The organism is Tunturibacter psychrotolerans (assembly GCF_040359615.1).
GTDB lineage: Bacteria > Acidobacteriota > Terriglobia > Terriglobales > Acidobacteriaceae > Edaphobacter > Edaphobacter psychrotolerans.
The window spans coordinates 598,772-619,933 of record NZ_CP132942.1 but is presented as its reverse complement, the minus strand read 5'-3'; the positions used below and the strand labels follow the sequence as shown (position 1 = coordinate 619,933).

Annotated in this window: 20 protein-coding genes; 13 read left to right on the top strand and 7 right to left on the bottom strand. The window is 59.3% G+C overall.

Annotated elements, in window-relative coordinates; translation table 11 throughout:
- The first annotated feature begins 97 nt into the window (after positions 1-97).
- The 5 genes from RBB77_RS02390 to hpnI all read left to right on the top strand — a co-directional run bounded on the left by RBB77_RS02390 (position 98) and on the right by hpnI (position 6,589).
- Complete coding sequence (locus RBB77_RS02390) at positions 98-610, top strand: carboxypeptidase regulatory-like domain-containing protein (protein ID WP_353064587.1); 513 nt, start codon at positions 98-100, stop codon at positions 608-610.
- A gap of 10 nt (positions 611-620) precedes the next feature.
- Positions 621-2,303 carry a carboxypeptidase regulatory-like domain-containing protein gene (locus RBB77_RS02385; RefSeq protein WP_353064586.1) on the top strand — a complete coding sequence of 561 codons (1,683 nt, stop codon included), beginning with the start codon at positions 621-623 and terminating at the stop codon, positions 2,301-2,303.
- Between the two features lie 406 nt (positions 2,304-2,709).
- A complete protein-coding gene (locus tag RBB77_RS02380; protein WP_353064585.1) occupies positions 2,710-3,933 on the top strand; it encodes an ABC transporter permease in 1,224 nt (407 codons plus the stop codon).
- A 24-nt stretch (positions 3,934-3,957) separates the two neighbouring features.
- On the top strand, positions 3,958-5,205 hold the full coding sequence (locus RBB77_RS02375; RefSeq protein WP_353064584.1) for an ABC transporter permease: 1,248 nt from the start codon (positions 3,958-3,960) through the stop codon (positions 5,203-5,205).
- Between the two features lie 202 nt (positions 5,206-5,407).
- Entirely contained in the window at positions 5,408-6,589 is a 1,182-nt protein-coding gene (gene hpnI, locus RBB77_RS02370; RefSeq protein ID WP_353064583.1) for a bacteriohopanetetrol glucosamine biosynthesis glycosyltransferase HpnI, read from the top strand.
- Between the two features lie 346 nt (positions 6,590-6,935).
- Here hpnI and RBB77_RS02365 read toward each other — a convergent pair whose 3' ends face one another.
- Both RBB77_RS02365 and RBB77_RS02360 read right to left on the bottom strand, forming a co-directional pair.
- On the bottom strand, positions 6,936-7,772 hold the full coding sequence (locus RBB77_RS02365; protein ID WP_353064582.1) for an alpha/beta fold hydrolase: 837 nt from the start codon (positions 7,770-7,772) through the stop codon (positions 6,936-6,938).
- Positions 7,773-7,906: 134 nt separating this feature from the next.
- A complete protein-coding gene (locus tag RBB77_RS02360) occupies positions 7,907-9,268 on the bottom strand; it encodes an SGNH/GDSL hydrolase family protein (RefSeq protein WP_353064581.1) in 1,362 nt (453 codons plus the stop codon).
- Positions 9,269-9,430: 162 nt separating this feature from the next.
- On the opposite strand from RBB77_RS02360, the gene alr reads away from it, so the two are divergent.
- Entirely contained in the window at positions 9,431-10,618 is a 1,188-nt protein-coding gene (alr, locus tag RBB77_RS02355; RefSeq protein ID WP_353064580.1) for an alanine racemase, read from the top strand.
- An 84-nt stretch (positions 10,619-10,702) separates the two neighbouring features.
- On the opposite strand, the gene RBB77_RS02350 is transcribed toward alr, so the two are convergent.
- Positions 10,703-11,560 (bottom strand): alpha/beta fold hydrolase, encoded by an 858-nt coding sequence (locus RBB77_RS02350; protein WP_353064579.1) that lies wholly within the window; start codon positions 11,558-11,560, stop codon positions 10,703-10,705.
- Positions 11,561-11,690: 130 nt separating this feature from the next.
- Here RBB77_RS02350 and RBB77_RS02345 point away from each other — a divergent pair, with 130 nt between their 5' ends.
- The 4 genes from RBB77_RS02345 to RBB77_RS02330 all read left to right on the top strand — a co-directional run bounded on the left by RBB77_RS02345 (position 11,691) and on the right by RBB77_RS02330 (position 14,144).
- Positions 11,691-11,900 (top strand): hypothetical protein, encoded by a 210-nt coding sequence (locus RBB77_RS02345; RefSeq protein WP_353064578.1) that lies wholly within the window; start codon positions 11,691-11,693, stop codon positions 11,898-11,900.
- Positions 11,900-12,961: a Gfo/Idh/MocA family oxidoreductase gene (locus RBB77_RS02340; protein ID WP_353064577.1), complete on the top strand. Its 1,062-nt coding sequence runs from the start codon at positions 11,900-11,902 to the stop codon at positions 12,959-12,961. The genes RBB77_RS02345 and RBB77_RS02340 overlap by 1 nt, the downstream gene beginning before the upstream one ends.
- A 254-nt stretch (positions 12,962-13,215) precedes the next feature.
- Positions 13,216-13,590, top strand: coding sequence for an energy transducer TonB (locus RBB77_RS02335; protein ID WP_353064576.1), 375 nt, complete (start codon positions 13,216-13,218; stop codon positions 13,588-13,590).
- A gap of 68 nt (positions 13,591-13,658) precedes the next feature.
- Positions 13,659-14,144: a hypothetical protein gene (locus RBB77_RS02330; RefSeq protein WP_353064575.1), complete on the top strand. Its 486-nt coding sequence runs from the start codon at positions 13,659-13,661 to the stop codon at positions 14,142-14,144.
- On the opposite strand, the gene RBB77_RS02325 is transcribed toward RBB77_RS02330, so the two are convergent.
- The 3 genes from RBB77_RS02325 to mltG form a co-directional block, all read right to left on the bottom strand.
- Positions 14,141-15,070, bottom strand: coding sequence for an NADP-dependent oxidoreductase (locus tag RBB77_RS02325; RefSeq protein WP_353064574.1), 930 nt, complete (start codon positions 15,068-15,070; stop codon positions 14,141-14,143). The genes RBB77_RS02330 and RBB77_RS02325 overlap by 4 nt on opposite strands.
- A 184-nt stretch (positions 15,071-15,254) precedes the next feature.
- Complete coding sequence (locus RBB77_RS02320; RefSeq protein ID WP_353064573.1) at positions 15,255-16,139, bottom strand: LolA family protein; 885 nt, start codon at positions 16,137-16,139, stop codon at positions 15,255-15,257.
- Positions 16,140-16,310: 171 nt separating this feature from the next.
- Positions 16,311-17,288, bottom strand: a complete 978-nt coding sequence (mltG, locus tag RBB77_RS02315; protein ID WP_353064572.1) for an endolytic transglycosylase MltG — start codon at positions 17,286-17,288, stop codon at positions 16,311-16,313.
- Between the two features lie 148 nt (positions 17,289-17,436).
- On the opposite strand from mltG, the gene ruvX reads away from it, so the two are divergent.
- The 3 genes from ruvX (at position 17,437) to RBB77_RS02300 (ending at position 19,289) form a co-directional block, all read left to right on the top strand.
- On the top strand, positions 17,437-17,982 hold the full coding sequence (ruvX, locus tag RBB77_RS02310; protein ID WP_353064571.1) for a Holliday junction resolvase RuvX: 546 nt from the start codon (positions 17,437-17,439) through the stop codon (positions 17,980-17,982).
- Positions 17,983-18,081: 99 nt separating this feature from the next.
- Positions 18,082-18,561 (top strand): GreA/GreB family elongation factor, encoded by a 480-nt coding sequence (locus RBB77_RS02305; RefSeq protein ID WP_353064570.1) that lies wholly within the window; start codon positions 18,082-18,084, stop codon positions 18,559-18,561.
- Positions 18,562-18,650: 89 nt separating this feature from the next.
- A complete protein-coding gene (locus tag RBB77_RS02300; protein ID WP_353064569.1) occupies positions 18,651-19,289 on the top strand; it encodes a CDP-alcohol phosphatidyltransferase family protein in 639 nt (212 codons plus the stop codon).
- Positions 19,290-19,415: 126 nt separating this feature from the next.
- Here the strand turns inward: RBB77_RS02300 and poxB are convergent, their stop codons facing one another.
- A complete protein-coding gene (gene poxB, locus RBB77_RS02295) occupies positions 19,416-21,152 on the bottom strand; it encodes a ubiquinone-dependent pyruvate dehydrogenase (RefSeq protein WP_353064568.1) in 1,737 nt (578 codons plus the stop codon).
- Between the last annotated feature and the right edge of the window lie 10 nt (positions 21,153-21,162).

Here is a 21,162-nt window from a genome sequence, read left to right as displayed (position 1 = left end):
CAGGCCCCCATCGCAGTAAATGGCTTCTCACAGCCCAGCAGGTAACAGTCAACCGCTGCCTATTTGATTGTAAAATCACGACATTTGGCGGGGATCAATGGAAGTCCAGATTTTTCGGACACTCGGAGGCATTGCGGGGCTGGCCGGATTGGCCATTGGGATGATCCTGTTCTTGTATCGCGAGATTCTTCGTAAAAACGTTTTTCCGACCCTTACCAAAAGGGATGCCTATCGACTTTTGAGAAACATTGCAATCCTCTCGTGGAGTATTGCGATGTTCGGGATTCTCGGCTGGGCCTGGTCGACAGCAATTCTGCATAGGAGTCAACCTGCACCCGACGGCGTCGCTGCCGCACCTGATGAAGCGCTGGTCATTGCCGGAACGGTGGTGGATCAGTCAACTAATATGGGGATTGGCCAAGCTACCATCGTAATTGACGGGCAGAGTTCCAGTTTCACCTCGGAAGATACCGGCAACTTTCGAATTGCATTGCCCGGAATAAATCGGGATCCCGTTCGGCTCTCGGTGACAAAAAACGGCTATTTCAAAGTAGATCAGTCAGTGATTCCTCCCACCCACGCCCTGATTCTGCAGATGCGGCCTAAGTGAAATCATCAAAATGATCAAGACGCTCCCACGCTCGGTTTGCCTCTGGTTCCTTTTAGGTTCCTGCGTTGCCGCGCAGGACAAAGTCACCAAATTAAGAGGAACCGTTCAGGATGCAACAACCAAAAACCCTGTTGCCGGGGCGACTGTCAGTGCGTCGGGAGATACTGCGCAGCAGAGCGAAATCACCGATGGTAAGGGATTCTTCCGGCTCCTAATCGAAGGGGTCCCTCCAGGGGACCTGGTACACATTCGCGTGGAGAAGGCAGGTTACGCCGCTTACGATCAGCAGTTTGCCGCGTCGGAGGAGATTCCTCTCAACATTTTGCTTCGGCGTACAACCACAGCAACACCACCGCCTAATCGGAAGACGATCGAGCCAGCCGCGCCAGTCGATCCGGTCACCGCTCGCTTTGTCCAGGAGATGAAGGATCCTAATTACACGGTCCGGCTCAATGCTCTTAAGGTGCTGGTCGATAGCGCTCCGACCGACAGCGCCGCGATGTCGGCGGTAATTGCAGCTGCGCTCGATTTTTCTTACCAGATCAAGCTGAACGCTATACAAGCCATTGAGCGGTTGAAACCCACCTCGAAGGATGCGGTTACGAATCTCCTGGTCGATCTGCACGATATCGAGCCTCTTGTGCAAGCCCAGTCAATTGACGCTCTGGGCAGCTTCCCCAAAGACAAGGATGCGCAAGCTGCTCTCTTTCGATTGCTGGGGACTCCACCGTCAATCAACGAACGAGCGATGTACAGCCTGGTTCGGTCAGGAGTAGAGGATCCGCGGCTTTCGGAGGCCATATTCTACGAGGTAACGATTGGGAACCAGTATGCGGTCGGTGTGATGTCGAAGGAAACTCCCTTATCGCCGGAGTGGATCTCCCGGCTAATTGCGGAGCTGGGAAAGAACCTCGATTTTTCACAAAGCTTCAAGGCGCAGGGAATCATCCGGGTTTTGCTGAAGGGTGGCGGCGAAGCGGGGCATAAGGCGATGCATCAGTTTCTGGCTACCGCCGATCCTTACCGCCAGTCGCGCCTTGTACTGTGCTGGCTCGAAGTAGATCATAAGGCAAAGGACGAGATTCTTCAGGTCGTTCGCGTAACCGATATCACTACCGAGTTGAGAAAGGCGTTGGCCAGCACGCAGCCGGAGTCGGTCTTCCTTTCGTACGTGGTTTATGTTTCCGATGCACCTACTGGTTGCTCCCGCGGTGTCACGCTGAGAGCAGCGATGGGTATGCTGATGCTGGATCTGGAGCCTCACAAAGATGCGTGGGACGCCCTGGCCTTCGACCTGGATCGCACCCACCATTCTGAAGTGGCGTGCAGCGTCTATTCTGGTACTGTACTTGTCTGGCTCGGTCAGTCTCGGGCGAAACCAATAATCCCGTTATTGATTGACGACCTGCGATGTAATGGGAGCCCACAGTTCGATTTTTCGGAGGAGCCTCCCACCCGCCCGGGACAACGTCCCACGCAGCCTCAGCCTCGACCTTCCGTGAACCGAGATTTAATACTGATTGTGAAGACCACACTGGTCAAGATTGGCGATGAGGATACGATAACCCTTCTTCAGCAGTATGCAGCACAGGGGATGATCATCTGCGGGCATAAGAGTGAAGATCCTGATCCTGATGGGAAGAAGAGGCTAGCAGACTTGATCGCCCGCATTCGCAGCCGAACCGATAAATGATCAGGAACGACAAAAGTCGGCCTATCGGCAGTTGAATCTCAATTGGCAAGAACAGGCCATTGCGCTCATCGAACTATTCAGATCGATCTGTGTTTTGGGCAACTGGCCGTAAAACCGGCTATCCGGAAAGGTGAGGCGGACCCTGTCTGAAAAGTCGGGTTTTCGGCAAGTTGAGTCGTTCACATCAAACTGACCGCTGCCGGTTGTTGGGTCGCGCGAACAATTCTCACTCGAATGCCGGAGGGGCGGCTGGATGGAGGACGGGCACTTTTTTGGAGGTGAAAAACAGGCACCTCTCTCACTGGGCGAACAAAACCCAGCTCGATTGCGTATGAGAGGCAAGGGAAATCTCGCTTTGGAGACTCCCTGGCTGATAGTCTCTAGCGTACCCAAGGTAGACAAGGCTATGGAATTCAAAGAGGCGGTAAAGATCGCGCTGCAGTCGCTCTGGGCGAACAAGCTTCGCTCTGTCCTGACCCTGCTTGGCGTCGTCATCGGCGTGGCCAGCGTGATCGCCGTGGTGACGCTGGTCAACGGCGCGAACACCTACGTCACGACAAAGTTCGCCAGCTATGGTGCGGACGTTTTCACAGTCTCGAAGATGCCGCAGATCATTACTAGCCCGGAGGACTATCAGCGGTATCAGAAGCGCAAGAACATCCTCTACCCTGACTTTCAATATGTGGCTGCGAACTGCAGGCACTGCGTCGGGATTGGCGCACAGCAGACCGTGATAGGGAAGATCGTGCGTGGGACGGAGTCCACGACCGATACCAGCATCCGGGGCTATACGTGGCAGATGCCTTCGCTGCAGAACCTGAACATCATGCAGGGGCGCGGGTTCACGGAGGCGGATCAGGAGCATGCCTCGCATGTGGCGATCATCGGGACCGATATTGAGGACCATCTTTTTGCTGGAGTGGATCCGCTGGGACAAGAGTTGCGGGTAGACGGCACGCCGTACACGGTGATTGGGATCAGCGAGAAACAGGGGAGCACGTTTGGTGCGAGCCAGGACAACTGGGTCGCCGTGCCGCTGACTGCGTTTCAGAAGAGCTATGGGACGGCGAAGACGCTAATAATTTATGTGAAGGCGGGCGAGGCTGGACCGGTGCTGGAGACGGCGGCGGACGAGGTGAGGGTTCTGGTGCGATCGAGCCGGCATGACGCTCCGGGAGCCGAGGATTCGTTTGAGTTGGATACGAACAATACGCTGGTGGGATTCTTCAGCATCGTGACCCGGTCGTTTGGGGCTGTCGCCGGGGCTGTGGCGCTGATTTCGCTGGTTGTCGGCGGCATCGTCATTATGAACATCATGCTGGTGAGCGTGACTGAGCGGACCCGCGAGATCGGCATCCGAAAGGCTCTCGGCGCGCGTCCAAAGGACATCCTGATGCAGTTTTTGATCGAGTCAGGGACAATGGCGCTGGTCGGCGGAGTCTTCGGCGTGATCGGAGGAATTCTGGTGGCGCAGGTGATTACGATTCTGGCGGGATTTCCTTCGACAATTGCGCTGTGGAGCGTCATTGCCGGGCTGGTGATGGCCACCGGTACGGGAATCTTCTTCGGTGTCTATCCGGCGCGAAAGGCCGCGCAACTGGATCCGATCGTGGCGCTGAGATCGGAGTGAAACACGGGAGCAGGGAGGTCGTTGATGCGGATCGCCGATACGAAAGAAACGGTAACGATGGCTCTGGATACGCTGCGGGCGAACAAGCTGCGCAGCGGACTGACGATTCTGGGAATTGTGATTGGCGTGATGACGGTGATTATCATCTCGTCGGTGATTAATGGATTGAACTCGAGTGTGGCTGGCCTGGTGGAGTCGCTGGGGACGAATGTGATCTGGGTCTTCCGGTTTCCGGTGATTGGGGTGCGGCCTACGACAGAGATGCTGACGCGGAAGCAGTTGACCTATGAAGATGCGATGGCGATGAAGGATCTGCCGCATGTGTTGGCCGTGACGCCGGGATTGCAATATCGGGACAACAGCGGGGTGGAGGGCACGGTAGCGGTGAAATACGGCAGCAAGATCCTGGAGGGGACGACCCTTGAGGGTGACACGGCGAGCGTGAAGGATGTGTATGAGCTCAACTTGAAGGATGGACGCTTCTTTAACGAGAGCGACGTGGAGCGGGCGGCGAACGTTGTCGTGCTGGGGATCGATACGGCGGACGGGCTGTTCGGCCCGACGGATCCGGTGGGCCAGGATGTGACCATTGCGGGCATGACGTTTACCGTCGTGGGTGTGATGGAAAAACAGAAACAGGCGTTTGGGGGAGGCAAGAACCCGGAGGACAACAAGGCGTTCTTCCCGGTGACTACGTTCCATAAGATCCACCCCGAGATACTGGACTACTGGATCAGCCTGAAGTTTGATGACCAAAAGAACAAGACGCTGGTTCAGGATGAGATAGAGGAGCTGCTACGGCGCAGGCGGAAGGTGAAGAACGAGGCACCGAACAACTTCGCGATCTTTGGAACCGATTCGCTGACTCGTTTATGGACAACGATCACGGGCGGCCTGTTTTTGCTGCTGTTTGCTCTCTCCAGCGTGGCGTTGTTGGTGGGAGGGGTCGGCGTGATGAATATTATGCTGGTCAGCGTGACGGAGCGAACGCGGGAGATCGGGGTGCGCAAGGCGATCGGCGCGAGCAAGCGGACCATCCTCGCGCAGTTCACGCTGGAGGCCATTACGCTGTGTGCTGTTGGCGGCGTCATTGGCGTACTCATTGGCAGTGCGATCGCTTTGGTGCTGCACCTCTTCTTTCCGTCGATGCTGTCGGCGCTGTGGGTTGCCCTTGCCTTCTGCTGCTCGTGCGGGATCGGACTTCTCTTTGGGATTTATCCGGCTTGGAAGGCGGCGAACCTGAACCCGATCGAAGCGCTGCGGTACGAGTAGGGTCACTGCCCACTGCGCGTGGGGCGGTCACTTCGTGACTTGTATACCCCTTCGGTTGGTGCTCCCGTTGGTCGCGGAGAGATATTTTCGCCGACCATCGGGAGGCCCAGGGCGAAGCCGGTATACGTGTCACGAAGTGACCGCAGCCCGCGCAGGGCGTACTCAAGCCAGGCAACGCGAGACTGTTCGGTAGACTACTTAGATGGCCACTGCAATTGAGGCGATCACGACACTGCTGACCCTTGCCGGGCTCGCTTATCTGCTGCTGGCGCTGTGGGGAACCCGGAACTTCGTACATTACTGGCAGCGGAAGAGTGTCGACGCCGGGTTTGCGCCCGATGTCACTATTCTGAAGCCGGTGAAGGGCGTGGACCAGCGCATGTATGCGGGGCTGGTGAGCCACTGCCGCCAGGAGTATGCGGGGAAGTTTGAGATTGTCTTTGGTGTGAGCAGCCTGAACGATCCCGCGGTGGGTGAGATCGAGCGGCTGCAGGCGGAGTTTCCTGACTGTGCAATCCGGTTGGTGGAGTGCCGGGAGCGACTGGGCACCTCGGGCAAGGTGAGCAACCTGGTGCAGATGCTGCGCGAGGCGAAGTATGAACATGTGCTGATCAACGACAGCGATATTCGCGTGTCTCCCAAGTATTTGGCGCGGGTGATGCAGTGTTTTTCGGACGCCAATGTTGGTATGGTGACGGCTCCGTATATCGGGCGCACTGCAGAGAAGGGTGGCGCGCTGACGGTGTGGTCGCGGCTCGAGGCTTTGGGAATTTCGACCGATTTTCTGCCGGGGGTGCTGACGGCGCGAAGGCTCGAAGGCGGGATTCGATTTGGGCTGGGCTCGACGCTTGCTACGAGCAAGGGAGTGCTGGCGAAGGCGGGAGGGTTGGAACCGCTGGCGGAGTATCTTGCCGATGACTACGAGATGGGCGCGCGTATCGCGGCGGCTGGATATCGCGTGGAGCTTTCGAACGAGGTGGTGGAGACGACGGTGCCGGAGTATCACTATCGCGGGTTCAGGGACCATCAACTGCGCTGGGCGCGGTCGACTCGGGACTCGCGAAAGCTGGGGTATCTGGGGCTGGGCGTGACCTACGCGTTGCCGTGGGCGGTGATGACCTGTGTTGCTAGCGGGCTGGCGCTTTGGAGTTTTTCTTTGCTGAGTGTTGTGCTGCTGGCTCGTGTGGCGGTGGCGCTGTCGGTGGGCGTGGGGGTGCTGGGCGATGAGCAGGTTCTGCGCGACCTTTCGCTGTTGCCATTGCGCGACTTCTTTGGGTTGGGCTTCTGGGCGTGGAGCTTCGCCGGCGATACGGTGGTTTGGCGGGGGGAGTTGTTTGCGTTGCGCGATGGGCGCATCAGCCCTGTCCGTCCTTTGAGTTCGTGAGGGCGGGATTTGGGTAGATCTGCGCATGGCTGATGCTTTCCGGGGGGTGCCCCCTGGGGGGTTATCCCCTTTAACTTGCTTTGAATGAGTTATTTGCGATTTTTGATGTCTGTAAATTCGCCCATTCAAATGGGTTACAGGTAAATTCGTCTTTCTAAAAGGGTTAGCGAAGGACAAAAGGACGGCCCCAGCGGTTTGGTCGCGGGGGCCTTCTTTTTCTCTCTGTTTCAATGATAGCGGAATGGGCGTAACTCATGCGCCACACGTATCTTGCTCATTTTATGGCTGATATCGGTTTTCGGGGCTTGACAGGTTTTCGGCACCTATACCCGTAAGCAATCTGTACTCAGAAGTCATGGGATTGGAGAAATCCGCTCACCAAGGAGAAGAAGGCTTCGGGTTTTTCCAAGTACATCAGATGGCCGGTATCGGGAACCACGACGCGAGCAGCTCCGGGTATTGCCATCACCAAGGCCCCAGCCACAGCCTGATTGTCTGCTATGTCGCCGGAGCCGATGAGAATCAACGTGGGCATGCGAAGTTGTTGCACATAAGGGAAGACTGGTTTTTCCGGCAGTGGCATGTCGTCGTGATCATGGTCCTGAGGTGCAGCTTTGAGCAGTCTACGAAGATGCTCTCGGGCAGCATCATTCCCCGGCACGATGAAGTAGGTATTTTGAACGCGTACTTCCGTTTGGTCCTTCGCGTTCTGAAATGCAAGCTGGTTCATCACAAAGTGCTCAGAGTACGGAAAACCTTCTGCCTCAGGACCTACGAGCACCAATTCACTCACTTGTGCGGGGTAACGCAGAGCGAAGCTCATGGCAATATTGCCGCCATGCGAGCTGGCCACCAGAGCGGCCTGAGATACCTTGCGATCATGAAGGAGAGTCGCGACATCATCGGCTTCGATATAGGGCTTCTTCGTGGCGGGTGAACGACCGTAGCCCCGTCGATCAAAACGAATGGTATGGAATTGTTTGCAAAACGCTGGCCATACATCATCCCAGACGGCTGAATCGACGACACCGTCATGGAGCAGGATGACAGCTTTCGGTCCACTTCCACACTCTTCGTAGTAGAGCCGTGAACCATCGACCTCCACAAATGCGCCCGGCGAAACTGTCGCACTCGGTGTTTGCGCTGACAGAATTCCTACCCCAATAGCTGATGCAAAAAGCATAAGGACGGCGAAGATTTTCATCCACACAGACTATGTTGAAGGATGATTAGCAGCAAGCCGTGCGGCCTGATTGCCTGCGGTGAGATGGTTGTCTCCATAGAGCCGCGCGGGAATTTTCTTTTCTTCTCCAGTGTCTAATTCTTTGGGCTTAGGAGCGCGGAGATTGGCTTTCCGGCACTGGCTGGGATGATTCTTGGGCGGGCGGAGGGTGCTACCTGGGCTGCGAGGTTGGGCGGCCAGAAGGGATCGGTGGCAGCGACGGGAGCGAGGGGGATGTCGGGGATCTTGGTGTTGATTCCGGCGTTCATGGTGTCGATGAAGGTGTTGGCGATGACTGCGTAGCCGACGTTGGTGGGGTGGATGCCGTCAAGGGCGAAGAAGCCGCCGAGGAAGCTTGAGTTTCCGGTGTAGCCGCTGATGGTGAGGCCGTTCGCGGAGACGGTGTTGAACAGGGCGTTGATGTCGACGAGGGTGGCGTTGGCGGCCTTGGCCTGGGCGGCGATGACTTGGTTGAAGGCTGCGACCTGGGCCTGTACGGTGACGACCTCGGCGGCGGAGAGGAAGCCGGCGTCAGTGATGGGTCCCTGCTGCTGGCCTTTGAGGATGAGCGGAATCTGGGTGGTACCGGCGAGGTTGACGAGGTCGCCGGGAACGATGCCTAGAATCTGGCTGAGGGCGGAGGCGGGGAGGCCGGTTTCGGCGGAGACTTCGCCGAGGACCAGCGCGGCGGGGGTGAGGTAGGGGACTTTGGTGACGTCGGGGATGTTGGCGATGACGAGGTGGGCGGGGGCCATCGTGGTGAGTTCGGTGATGAGGGCCTGGTATTGGCTGGTGAAGTTGGCGACCGAGGTCATGGTGGAGGGCATGCCGGTTTCGTCGGCGACGAGGGCGTCGTTATTGCCGATCCAGAGGAAGATGGTGGTGGGTTGAGCGTTTACGGCGAAGGTGGCCTGGCTGTTGGCCTGTCCGTAGCCGAGGCCGGGGAAGCCGAGGACTAGCTGGTTGAGTTGTGCCTGGCTGCCGGGCGCGGGGTTGACCTCGGGGATGGTGTTCATGACGTCGTTGAGAAAGGCTCCGGGGACGGCGAGGTCGGTGACCTGGGTGGCGAAGTTATCGCGGCCGGTGGAGGTTCCGGCGACCGGGGTGATGACGGGCGGTGGGCCGAGGGAGTCGAGATGGAGGACGTTGGGGGCGCCGGGGTAGGCGATGAGGGGTTGGATGATGTTGAATCCGGCCTGAGCGGCGAGGACGGGGGCCCAGCCGTGGACCTGGGTGGTGTCAAGGAGGGAGCCGCTCTGGAAACCGGCGGTGAGGGAGTCGCCGAGGAAGACGGTGTTGGAGAAGTTGCCGGCGTTCTTTGCCTGCTGCGCCTGGAGGGCGGCGAGCTGCTTGGAGGCGCTGCTGCTACTGCTGTCGTTGTTGCAGGCGGTGAGGGAGAGTGCGAGGGCTGCGGCGAGGCTGGAGTGCAGCAGGACTGAACGGCTATTCATTTTCATGGCGACGAACGGACCCCTTGGAGAGGTCGCGGACTTGGGAAAGTTCGCGACGGTGTGTGCTTTCTTTAGACGTGGCTTTGTATCACACTCGGGGTGCGATGGGGAACAAGAGGTATTTGAGGAGGTATCTGCGGGAGGGGGTGGCGACGGTAGGATAGGGATGTGAAGAGCTGGGTGGAGGTTTCAGAGCGGCGGCTGGCGGGGAACTACAGGCTGCTGCGGGATGCGGCTGGTGGGGATACCGCGGTGCTGGCGGTGGTGAAGGCCAATGCTTATGGGCATGGGGCGGCTGTTTGTGCTCCGGTGCTGGTAAGGGCAGGGGCGGAGTGGCTCGGGGTGACGGATGTCGCCGAAGGGGCGGCGGTGCAGAAGGCGCTCGAGGTGGCGGGGGTTGCGCGGAGGGAGCGGCCGGGGATCCTGGTGATGTCCGGGCTGCTACGGGAGGATGCGGAGGAAGTGGTGCGGCTGGGGTTGACGCCGGTGGTTTGGCTGCGGGAGCAGATGGAGTGGTTGGCCGAGGCGGCGAAGCGGCTGGGGATGGGGCCGGTGGGGGTGCATGTGGAGATTGATACGGGGATGGCGCGGCAGGGGGTGGCCGTCGGGGTCGAATTGGAGGAGTTGGTGGCGTGGGTGCGGGGGGAGTCGGGGATTCGGGTGGATGGAGTGATGACGCACTTTGCTTCGTCGGAGGTGGCTGGGTCGGCTCAGACGGTGTTGCAGCGGAGGCGGTTCGAGGAGGCGATTGGTGTGGTGCAGGCTGCGGATCTGCGGGCGTCGTGGGTGCATGCGGGGAACTCTTCCACGATCGACAACGAAGGGGTGCGGAATGTGGCTTGGCTACAAGGGGTGGCGGAGATTGTGGGGGCGCGGTCGATGGTGCGGACGGGGATTGCGTTGTATGGGTACTGCTTGCCGATTGAGGGTGAGGGTTTGAGTGAGGTGCGGCAGAAGCTGCAGCCGGTGATGACGTGGAAGACGCGGGTGATTGGGCTGCGCGAGGCGGAGGCGGGAGATACCGTGGGATACAACGGGATCTATTGTGTGCCGCGGGCGATGCGGTTGGCGCTGCTGCCGGTGGGGTATGCGGATGGAGTGCGGCGGGAGCTCTCGGCTTCGAATGCGCGGGCTGGTGGGTGGGCGATGGTGCGGGGGGAGAAGGCGCCGATTGTGGGTAGGGTGTCGATGAATCTGACGATTGTGGATGTGAGCGGGATTGAAGGCGTGGCGCTGGGGGATGAGGTGGTGGTGCTTGGGGATGGCGTGACGGCGGAGGATCATGCGCGGCTGGCGGGGACGATTGCATATGAGATTGTTTGTGGGGTGCGGCCGGCTCATCGATCTGGGGTTTAAATACGCCCTGCGCGGGCGGCGGTCACTTCGTGACTTGTATACCCCTTCGGTTGGCGCTCCCGTTGGTCGCGATTCGTATTCGTGTCACAAGGTGACCGCCCCACGCATGCTCGGCCTGTCTGGCAGGACTTCTGTGATGAAAGCTAGCATGGCGGCGTTGAAGATGTGTGGGCGCTGGAGCGGTACGAAGTGGCTTACGCCTTTGAGGATGATGAGCTTGGCGTTGGGGATGGTGCGAGCCAGGTACTCGGCGTGTTCGTCCTTGATGAACTCATCGTGTTCGGCTTGCACAATGGCTACGGGCACACTGACTCTGGCGAGGTCTTGTGAGGTGTAGTTGGGTTGGGTGTTCATCATGATGCGGACGGCGTGGGCGAACTCGTTGAACTGGTCGGGCGTCGGTGAAAGCTGGGCGTAGTCCATTGCGTGGCGTCCGAGGCAGCGGTGCAGGAGCGGGTTGCGCTCGTTGATTTGTTTGAGGCCGCTGGGGTCCATGTTGCACCCGAAGAAGAAGGCTCCGGCGACGCGGAAGGGCGCTTGATCGGCGAGGATGAGAGCGATGCAGGCGCCGTCACTCCAACCGACGAGGGCTGCTCGTTCGAGGTGCAGTGTATCCATGACGGCGAGGACGTCTGAGGCCATTAGTTCGTAGGAGTAGGGGCGATCGTCGCGCGTACTGCGGCCGTGTCCACGGCTATCGATGAAGATGACGCGGTGCCCGGCAGTGAAGAGGTCGGGAAGCTGATAGCTCCAATTGCCGCTGTGTCCGAAGCCTCCGTGGAGAAGGATGACGGGTGAGCCGGAGCCGTAGGTGGCGTACCAGATTTGGGCTCCCTTGTGTTCGACGTAACCCTGGGTGTCTGGGTTCGCAGGAAGTGTGGCGCCGTGGGCTTCGAAGTTCGTCAGATCGTCGTCGCTGAATTCGTCGTCACAAAATTCCAAGTCTGCCTCCGTCTGCTTGTGTCTGAGGAGAAGTCTATCGTCTGTTTATCGTTGAGGTGAGGAGGCGTATTTGCGTGCATGGCATGTGGGCCGTTAACATCAGCTGAGAGACACCGAGAGGAAACATTTCATGGAATCCATCAGCACGGCGCGCCGTACCGAAGATATCGCGCTCGATCTACTTAAGTTCGTTGCAGCGCAGGCCAATGTCGGAAGCAAGTCCGCTGGATCGACTGGTTTTGGTCTGCCGAGCTCGCCTAAGAGTGATGACCAGGTGACGCACCTGCTCGAGCTGTATGCCCGCTGCCGCGAGGCAGTTGAGGCTCCGGTCGAAAAATAGTGGCGGATACGCGGGCGCTGCGGGTTGCAGTGGTTGGGGCGGGAGCCTTTGGGCGCAACCATCTGCGGGTGCTGCGGGAGCTTCAGCAGGCGGGGCAGGCGGTCGAGCTTGTGGCTGTGGTGGACCGTGATTCGGTAGCTGTGGCTGCGGCATCGGAGAAGTTTGGCGTGCCGGGCTTTGAGACGATCGAGGCTTGCCTGGCCGCTGTTGGCGGGCTCGATGCTGCATCGGTTTGTGTGCCGACGGTGCATCATGCTTCCGCCGCTGTGCCGCTGTTGGCAGCTGGTGTGGATCTGCTGATTGAGAAGCCGCTGGCCGCGAGTCTCGCGGATGCTGATTTGATTCTTGAGTTGGCCGCGAAGCATGGGCGCATCGTGCAGGTTGGGCATCTGGAGCGGTTTAATCCAGCTGTGACTGCGGCGAAGGCGCATCTGCATAAGCCGATGTTCTTCGAGGCGCATCGGCTGAGTATCTTTACGCCGCGTTCGCTTGATGTGGATGTGGTTTTGGATCTGATGATTCATGATCTGGACATTGTGCTGAGCCTGGTGGCTTCGCCGGTGCGCGAGGTAAGGGCTGTGGGGCTTCCGGTGCTGTCGCGCAAGGTGGATATTGCGAATGTGCGGGTGGAGTTTGAGAACGGCTGTATCGCGAACTTTACGGCCAGCCGGGTGAGTACGGAGCGGGTGAGGAAGCTGCGATTCTTTCAGCCGCATCAGTATTTGTCGCTGGATTTTGCGCGGCAGGACCTGTTGATGATCGATGTGACTGCGGCGGCTGGAATGGATCCGGCGATGTTGGCTGCGTTGGCTGAGAAGGCGCAGCAGGCGGGGGCGCTTCCGGGAGGACATCCTTCGGCGGGGTTGTCGCTGAAGAAGGTGGCGGTGGAGTTGGGGGAGCCGTTGCGACTGGAGATTGAGTCGTTTTTGAAGGCTGTGCGTGAGCGCACAAGGCCTGTGGTGTCGGGTGAGGATGGACGCGCGGCGCTGGCGCTGGCGCTCGAGATCAACGAGGCGATTGTGGTGCATGCGGAGCGGGCAGGGCTTCGGGACTTTATGTAACTGCGAATGTTTCCCTGTTTGGAAACGGTGCTGATAGGCGGCCGCGCGCCCCAGTCCTCTATCGGGAACGGCGATGATTTCTTTACAGCCGAACTGATTTCGAAACTCCACAGGGGATATAGTTGGCTGGAATGACCGTTCATACCTACTGCCGCTCTATATTTCGGCTCGTGTTGCTTGTCTCCGCTCTGACCAACTGCTCTGCTCAGGATGGCGGCTCTTCCGCTAAAGCGGTGGAGGTTCCTGAAACAGTTATGGCTAAGCGTCTGGACCATGTTGTTGCGCCAAAGTTGCCCGAGGGGGCAATAAAAAAGTGCTCGAACGCTATGGTGATACTGAAGGTTGCCGTCGATGAGAAAGGAAAAGTGAGTGACGCGGAGTTTGTGAGTGGGTATGACGAACTGAAAGACTCGGCGATGGTAGCGATCAAGGAGTGGACATATAAACCTTACGAGAAGCACGGACACGCGATTGCCGTGCGCACCAGCGTTTCAATCTTCTATCTCGGAGATGGCGAATCCTTTCCGGTCTACATGCCCGACGGCAAAGGTGGCGTGAAGGGTGGAAACATGATCCCGTTGCCTCCTGGATGCGGCTCTGGGCCAGTCATCAAGAGGACCCCCAGTTAGCCTTTCACCGAAATATAGCGACAGTTCTGATATGGGTTTATTTGAAGTTGCGGTCTGAGTGTCTGAATATGAGAGCTTCTCGTGTTGTGACGTTTGCTTTGTGGGTGGGGCGCATTGCGCTGGCGATGACGCTGCTTTCGGCTGTGGCCGACAGGTTCGGGCTGTGGGGGCCGTATGGGTCGCCTCGAGCTTCGTGGGGGGACTGGGCTCACTTTGTGGCTTATTGCGGAGTGGTGAACAGCTTTGCGCCGAAGGCGCTGATTCCTGCGCTGGCTTGGATTGCGACAGGGTTCGAAGTTGTGTTTGGGGTGGGGCTGCTGATTGGATACAAGCTGGAGTATGTCGCGTATGGGGCGGCTTTACTGTTCGCGCTGTTCGCGCTGGCGATGACGTGGAGTGGGGGGATTAAAGGGCCGCTAAATTACTCGGTGTTTGCGGATGCTGGAGGAGCGCTGTTGCTGGGGGCCTTGGCTTCTGCAGTGAAGAACGAGGGGCGGTCGAAGCGCGGTTCGTATACGGTGGCGGATGCTGGCGCGCGCTGGGCGGAGGACTAGTCGGCGAGGGTGATGACTACTTTGCCGTAGCCTAGTTTTTGCGAGATGGTTTTGGCGTAGGCAGCCGCTGCGTCGTCTAGTGGGACGGCGGCGCTGACGAAGGTTTTCAGCGATCCGGCGTCGAGTAGTTTTGCGATTTCTATGAGTTGAGTCTGGCTGGGCTCGACGATGAAGAAGCTTTCCTTGGCGCGAGGGTCGGTGCTGGTTTCTGCGTCGGCGGCGATGGTGATCATGCGGCCTTCGGGTTTGAGAATGGGCCAGGAGAGGTCGCGGGTTTCGCCGCCTACGGTGTCGAAGACGACGTCGATTTCGTGGACGAGATCTTGGAAGCGTGAGGTTTTGTAGTCGATGACCTCGTCGGCGCCGAGCTGCTTGACGAGATCGAGGGTTGGGGTGGAGGCGGTGGCGATGACGTAGGCTCCGTGGTTGTGCGCGAGCTGGACGGCGAAGATGCCGACGGCCCCGGCGCCTCCGTGGATGAGGACGCGCTGCTTGGGCTGGAGTTTGGCGTGGTCGAAGAGGCCCTGCCATGCGGTGAGGGCTCCGATGGGGATTGTTGCGGCTTCGGCGTGGGTTAGAGTGGCCGGTTTAGGCGCGATGCTGGTGGGGATGGTGAGGCAGAACTCGGCGGTGGCTCCTTCGGCGAACCAGTCGTTCATGCCGTATACAGACTGGCCGAGGGTGAAGCTGGTGACGTCTTCGCCGAAGGCTACGATGGTGCCGGAGAACTCGTGGCCGGGGATGGCGTTTTCGCGCTTGGCTCCAGCCTTGGAGTGGGTGGTGGGGTACCAGTCGAGTTCGGTAGGGGTGACTCCTGCGGCGTGGACCTGGATCAGAACCTCTGCTTTGCCGGGCGTGGGTTCAGCGACGCGGCCGAGGTGGAGGGAGACGCCTTCTGGAGACTGATAGAGCTGCATCGCTTTCATGGGTCACCTTTTTGCACCGGAACCGTGAACTTGGATGCGGAAGGGAGATTTGTCGATTCAGTGACTGGAGTTCGCATGCAGAGGTGAAGAACAGACATAGGGTCTCTCCGCTTCGTTGGAGATGATGGGGCTATTGGGATGTGGGAGGAGAACGGGCAATGACTGGAAGTCGGCGCGGAAGGAGCTAGTCCATGTTTTTGACTGGGACGGTGTCGGGGATTCTCAGCTCGAACTGGTCGTCTTCGAGTTTTTGATTGAGGGTCAGCTTGGTGACGGTGATGGTGAGGTTGTACTGGTCCTGGGGGCGACTGATCTCGATCTTCATGGGGAAGGGCGTGTCACCGAACTTCTGATAGTTGCTGTAGAAGGCGCGGGTGACGATGGTGCCGTCGGGGCCGTAGATGTCCTGCTGGTAGGGCAGGAGGTTATTGCGGCCGATGTGAATGACGCGGACGGCATGGGCGGTTTTGCCCTCAGGCTGAGCCAGAAACTCGAGGTCGTAGTCCTGCTCCTCGACGAGGTCCTTTTTGTCCTTGTCGTTTGCGACCACTCGCGTGTCCTGGGTGAGGACGACGACCTGATCGGGCCCAAGACCGTGGACGAGGAGCGAGTCAAAGAAGACGGCGGGGCGGAGGTTTTCGAGGCCGTTGGTGGAGGGCTTGGTGACTTCGCTGGTGCCGATCATGGCGAGGTTGCGGCGGGGGACCCAGAGCTTCCAGGTTTTGCCGTTGCTGACCATGTCGAGCGCCACCGAACCGAGAAAGGGCACGCGGAGCAGGACGCGAAGGTCCTGTGGCTTTCTGATGAAGATATACCCGCCGAAGCTGGGGTAGGTGGTTTCTTTGCCCTGGCGGCCGCCGCCGGTGGTGGCGACGATTTCGATGGCCGCGTTCATGGTCTGGACGGCTTCGAAGCGCTGATCGACCTGCTTGAGGAGCTGACCGAGCTCGGCGTTGAGGACGACGTCGGCGGGGCGGGTCTTGGGGACGATGCGGGTATGGGTCAGGCATCCGGTGAGCGCCGGAGCCAGCCCAATGATTGCCATCGCCGCCGCTTGTCTTATCCTCATGAGCACAAACTTCAAGTATATCTTTCCCGGCTCGGATGCTCTTGCTGGGGGCCGTGATGCGTCCGCTCTCGATTATTTCTATACGGTTTGGATGTGTTGGGGTTCCGAAGTGTTTCTCAAAGTTGAAGGCTGAACGGAAGTTAGCTGGGGCGAAACGCTGATTCGGGGGTGCTAGTGTTTTTGGGCCTGGCGGTAGGACTGGACCTGTTGGGCGTGCTCCTGGAGGGTGGCGGAGAAGCGGGTGTGGCCGGCGGCGTCGCTGACGAAGTAGAGGTAGTCGGTGCGGGTGGGGCGCATGGCTGCGCGGAGGGCGGCGATGCCGGGGTTGGCGATGGGTCCGGGGGGGAGACCGGCGTGTTTGTAGGTGTTGTAGGGCGACGGGGATTGCAGGTCGGAGGCGTAGATGGTGCCGCGCCAGCGGTTGTCGAGCAGGGCGGCGTAGATGACGGTGGGGTCGGTGGCGAGGGGGATGCCTTTGGCGAGGCGGTTGACGAAGACGCCGGCCACGAGGGGGCGTTCGGCATCCTGGCTGACCTCCTTTTCGATGAGGGAGGCCATGATGACGGTGTGGGACACGTCGTGGATGAGGCCTAGCTGTGCGGTCTCCTGGTGAAAGCGGCGGACCATGGCGGAGAGGATCTGGAGCGGGGTGGCGTGGCGGGAGAACTGGTAGGTGTCGGGGAAGAGATAACCTTCGAGAGAGGCGGGGGTTGGGCCGTCGGTCCAGGCGGCGATGAGCTCGGTGTGCTGGCGTTCGGCGGCGAGGAAGGCGTCGCGGGAGCCGAAGCCGGCGTCCTGGACTGCCTGGGCGATGTCGAAGATGTTGAAGCCTTCGGGGATGGTGAGGGGGCGGGTGTAGATGTCGCCGTGGAGGATGTGCTGGTAGACGTCGGGCATGGGGAGCTTGCGATCGAAGCGATACTCGCCTGCCTGGAGACGGCCACCTTTGGTGAGGCGGAGGAGATAGAAGCCGTAACGGCTGCGGATGACGCCGCTGCGCTCGAGTTGGGCTGCGATGGATTCTGTGCTGGTGCCGGGGGCTATGTCGACGAAGGTCTCGGTGGTGGGGCCGTAGGGAAGGTAGATAACGCCGGCGGCGACGGCTGCGACGATGAGCAGAAGCAGCAGAAGGGTACCGAGAAACTTCAAGGGGATGCCTCCGGGTTTGAGACTTAGAGCTTAGTGATCAGGGCTTAGCTGCAGGCTGTGGTTAGGGTTGCCGGGCTGCGAGTCAGTCGCGTCGTCGCTCCATTTTACGGCTGAGCTGGGGAGGCGGTGACCAAGTAGACTCAAATTCGTGACTACCGATGAGAATCCGAGGGTAGATGAGGACGCCGAGGATGTTGGGTCGGGGTCTTCGGAGTCGACGGGGGCGCTGGTGGCTCGCGTGCTTGGGTTCGACGTGGGCGACCGGCGGATTGGATTGGCGATCTCGGACCCGCTGGGATATACGGCGCAGCCTCTGTTTACGCTGCATCGGACGGGGCGGCGAGCGGATTTGAAGTCGGTGGCGCGGGTGCTCCGCAAGCATGGGGTGACCGAGGCGGTGGTGGGCAATCCGTTGTATATGTCGGGGGACCAGAGCCCGCAGGCTGCGAAGGCGCAGGCGTTTGCGGAGGATCTGAGGACGGAGTTTGGCCTGACGGTGCATCTGTGGGATGAGCGGCTGACCACGACGCAGGCTCACCGTCACCTGGATGATGCCGGACATGCGGCGATGGGGCGCAAGGGGATCATCGACCAGGTGGCGGCGGTGTTGATTTTGCAGTCTTTTCTTGAGGCTAGAGCGAATGAACGGGGCCGGGCGCTGGGGTCGTCGGGCAGCGGCGGCGAGGCCACGTAATTGGGGTTTGATCTTGCGCCATCGTATAATCGAGTTTTGACCAGAGTGCGCTGCTGCGATAAGGCGAGCGCGCTCGCCTAGTTTTAACCGGAAGGCCCCATGCCAGAACAAGTAAAGAAGAGGCTTGCAGAAGAGATTAAGTTGTTGGAGCACGAACTCACGACTGAACTTCCTGCAGAGATTAAGAAGGCCGTCGCACTGGGCGACCTGAGTGAAAACGCCGAATACCACATGGCCAAGCAGCGCCAGGTTTTCGTCAATGCCCGACTGGGGCAGTTGAAGAAGCGGATGGGCGAACTTGCCATGGTGAACCTGGTCAATATCCCTAATGACAAGGTTGGGTTTGGCTCGCACGTAACGGTCTTCGACTCAAGCAAGGACGAAGAGATCAAATATCAGCTGGTTACGAGTGAAGAGTCCGATGTGGCCAAGGGGTTGATCTCAACGACTTCGCCGATTGGACGGTCGTTGCTGGGGAAGCAGGTTGGCGATACGGCGACGGTGATTACGCCGAACGGCAAGCGCGAACTTGAGATCCTGAAGCTGTTGACCATTCACGACGTCGCCGACGGAGAGTAACTCAAGGCGTCGACGGTGTCCTACACACGTTGCGATGTGGTATCAAGAAAGCGGTAAAAAGCGGGGTCTTCTCCCCTGAGGATTAGTTTTTGACCTGGACAAGCGCATTCGGCAAAGGCAGCGGCTGGCTGCTGCAGAAGATCGTGAACGGCCTTGCGCTGACCCGCATCTCGCCTAACGCACTGACGTTTATTGGACTGGTGATCAACATCATCGCCGCGTGTTTTTTTGGATTTGCGCGCCCCAATAATGCCAACCGGATGTTCTTGTACGCTGGGTTGATCATCATTGGAGCGGGCGTCTTCGACATGGTCGACGGACGGGTGGCGCGGAAGACGAACCAGGTTTCGGTGTTCGGCGCGTTCTTTGATTCGGTGATGGACCGCTACTCGGATGTCGCGATTTTCTTTGGGCTACTGATTTATTACGCGCGCGGCAACCGGTTGTTTTATGTGGGGCTGGTAGCGTTTGTGATGACGGCGTGCGTGATGGTGAGCTATACGCGGGCGCGGGCTGAGGCGCTGATTGGGACGTGCAAGGTCGGGTTTATGGAGCGGCCTGAGCGGATTGTTTGCGTGATCCTGGGGGCGTTGTGTAATCGGTGGGGCGTTATGGCTCCGGCGCTGTGGGTGCTGGCGCTGTTTGCTACGCTGACGGTGATTCACCGCATCCGCTACACCTATGTCGAGACTGAGCGCAGGAAGAAGCTGATTACGCAGACGAAGTAAATGCCTTAAGGCGCGCCCTGCGCGGGCGGCGGTCACTTCGTGACTTGTATACCGGCCTCGCCCCGGGCTTCCCGATGGTCGGCGGAAGGATCTCAACCGACCTATGGGAGAGGCTAGCGATTCGCACTACGACAGAAGTCGCTGGATTACGTTTGTCTTTGCGAGGTCGATGATCTCGTCGCCGCGTCCGCTGAGAACACTCTTTGCCATGTAGAGAGAGAAGCCTTTCATCTGCTCGAGGCTGATGTGCGGCGGCATGGAGAGTTCGAGACGATTCACCATCACTTCGACCAATGCAGGGCCCGAAGTTGCAAAGGCGGTTTTTAGCGCCGACTCGAGTTCGCTTGGTTTCTCTACGCGAACGCCTTGAATGCCAATTGAATTGGCGAGAGCGGCGAAGCTTGGGTTGTCGAGATCGGTGGCGTAGGTGACGATGCCTCCGGCCTTCATCTCGAGTTCGACGAAGGCAAGAGCACCGTTATTGAAGACGACCATTTTGATTGGTAGCTTTTGCTGGCGAAGGGTGAGGAGATCGCCGAGCATCATGGCCAGGCCACCGTCGCCGGAGAGCGTGACGACTTGACGGTTGGGGAATGCTGATTGGGCGCCGATGGCCTGGGGGACGGCGCAGGCCATTGATCCGTGGTTGAAGGAGCCGAGGAGACGACGGCGTCCGTTCATGGCGAGGTAGCGGGCGGACCAGACGGTGGGCGTACCTACGTCGCAGGTGAAGATGGCGTCATCGGCTGCGAGTTGGTCGATGAGTTTTGCGACGTATTGCGGATGGATGGGGGTCGTGTCTCCGTCGGGACCGGCCAACTCGGTGAGACCTTCGCGAACTTTTTTGTAGTCTTTTGTCTTGGCGTCGAGGTGGGCTCGGTCGGTCTTTGTCGTAAGCAGAGGTAGGAGAGCGGAGAGGGTCTCTTTGATGGAGCCGATGAGACCAAGATCGACTTTGGCGCGACGGCCAATCTGGTTGCCACGAAGGTCGATCTGAATGACCTTTGCGCGTTTGGGGAAGAACTGCACATAGGGAAAGTCAGTGCCTAACATCAGCAGGACGTCGCAGTCTTCCATCGCGTGATAGCCGGAGCTGAAGCCGATGAGACCGGTGAGGCCTACGTCGTAGGGATTGTCGTACTCGATGTACTCCTTGCCGCGGAGGGCGTGGACGATAGGTGATTTCAATGCCTCTGCGGTTGCGATGAGCTCTTTGTGTGCGTCCTTGCAGCCCGCTCCGCCGAGAATCGTGACTTTGGCTCCTGCGTTGAGGATTTCGGCGGCATCGCGAAGTTCGTCGTCGTTGGGGCGTATGACCGGACGGGCAAGCCTGATGGGGGCGGAGTTGGACTCGGAGGGGGCGCTGTGGAGGGCGACGTCGCCGGGGATTACCACGACAGAAACGCCGGAGAGATTGATGGCGGTGCGCATGGCGATCTCGAGGACGCGCGGCATCTGTTCGGGGATCCCGACCATTTCGCAGTAGTCGCTGCACTCCTTGAAGAGATTTTGCGGATGAGTCTCCTGAAAGTAGTTGGAGCCGATCTCGGTGCTGGGGATGTGGGCGGCGATGGCGAGTACAGGCACGCGGTTGCGATGGCAGTCGAAGAGGCCGTTGATGAGGTGAAGATTGCCGGGGCCGCAGCTTGCGGCGCAGACTGCGAGGGTGCCGGTGAGGTGGGCGTCTGCTCCGGCGGCGAAGGCAGCGACCTCTTCGTTGCGCACGTGGATCCATTCCATGGTGCCGTCTCGGCGAAGCGCGTCGGTAAATCCGTTGAGAGAGTCGCCAGGAAGACCGTAGACGCGCTTGACGCCAGCGTTCTTCAGGGTTTCCACGATTAAGTCAGCGATTGTCTTTGCCATTTGATTCCTC

Excerpts from the sequence above, each read along its gene's own strand:
- RBB77_RS02345 (WP_353064578.1), top strand. The coding sequence starts at position 11,691 with ATGGAATCCATCAGCACGGCGCGCCGTACCGAAGATATCGCGCTCGAT.
- RBB77_RS02305 (WP_353064570.1), top strand. The coding sequence starts at position 18,082 with ATGCCAGAACAAGTAAAGAAGAGGCTTGCAGAAGAGATTAAGTTGTTG.
- RBB77_RS02320 (WP_353064573.1), bottom strand. The coding sequence starts at position 16,139 with ATGAGGATAAGACAAGCGGCGGCGATGGCAATCATTGGGCTGGCTCCG.
- RBB77_RS02365 (WP_353064582.1), bottom strand. The coding sequence starts at position 7,772 with ATGCTTTTTGCATCAGCTATTGGGGTAGGAATTCTGTCAGCGCAAACA.
- RBB77_RS02335 (WP_353064576.1), top strand. The coding sequence starts at position 13,216 with ATGGCTAAGCGTCTGGACCATGTTGTTGCGCCAAAGTTGCCCGAGGGG.
- RBB77_RS02325 (WP_353064574.1), bottom strand. The coding sequence starts at position 15,070 with ATGAAAGCGATGCAGCTCTATCAGTCTCCAGAAGGCGTCTCCCTCCAC.
- RBB77_RS02385 (WP_353064586.1), top strand. The coding sequence starts at position 621 with ATGATCAAGACGCTCCCACGCTCGGTTTGCCTCTGGTTCCTTTTAGGT.
- RBB77_RS02330 (WP_353064575.1), top strand. The coding sequence starts at position 13,659 with ATGAGAGCTTCTCGTGTTGTGACGTTTGCTTTGTGGGTGGGGCGCATT.
- RBB77_RS02390 (WP_353064587.1), top strand. The coding sequence starts at position 98 with ATGGAAGTCCAGATTTTTCGGACACTCGGAGGCATTGCGGGGCTGGCC.
- RBB77_RS02375 (WP_353064584.1), top strand. The coding sequence starts at position 3,958 with ATGCGGATCGCCGATACGAAAGAAACGGTAACGATGGCTCTGGATACG.
- hpnI (WP_353064583.1), top strand. The coding sequence starts at position 5,408 with ATGGCCACTGCAATTGAGGCGATCACGACACTGCTGACCCTTGCCGGG.
- poxB (WP_353064568.1), bottom strand. The coding sequence starts at position 21,152 with ATGGCAAAGACAATCGCTGACTTAATCGTGGAAACCCTGAAGAACGCT.
- RBB77_RS02380 (WP_353064585.1), top strand. The coding sequence starts at position 2,710 with ATGGAATTCAAAGAGGCGGTAAAGATCGCGCTGCAGTCGCTCTGGGCG.
- RBB77_RS02360 (WP_353064581.1), bottom strand. The coding sequence starts at position 9,268 with ATGAAAATGAATAGCCGTTCAGTCCTGCTGCACTCCAGCCTCGCCGCA.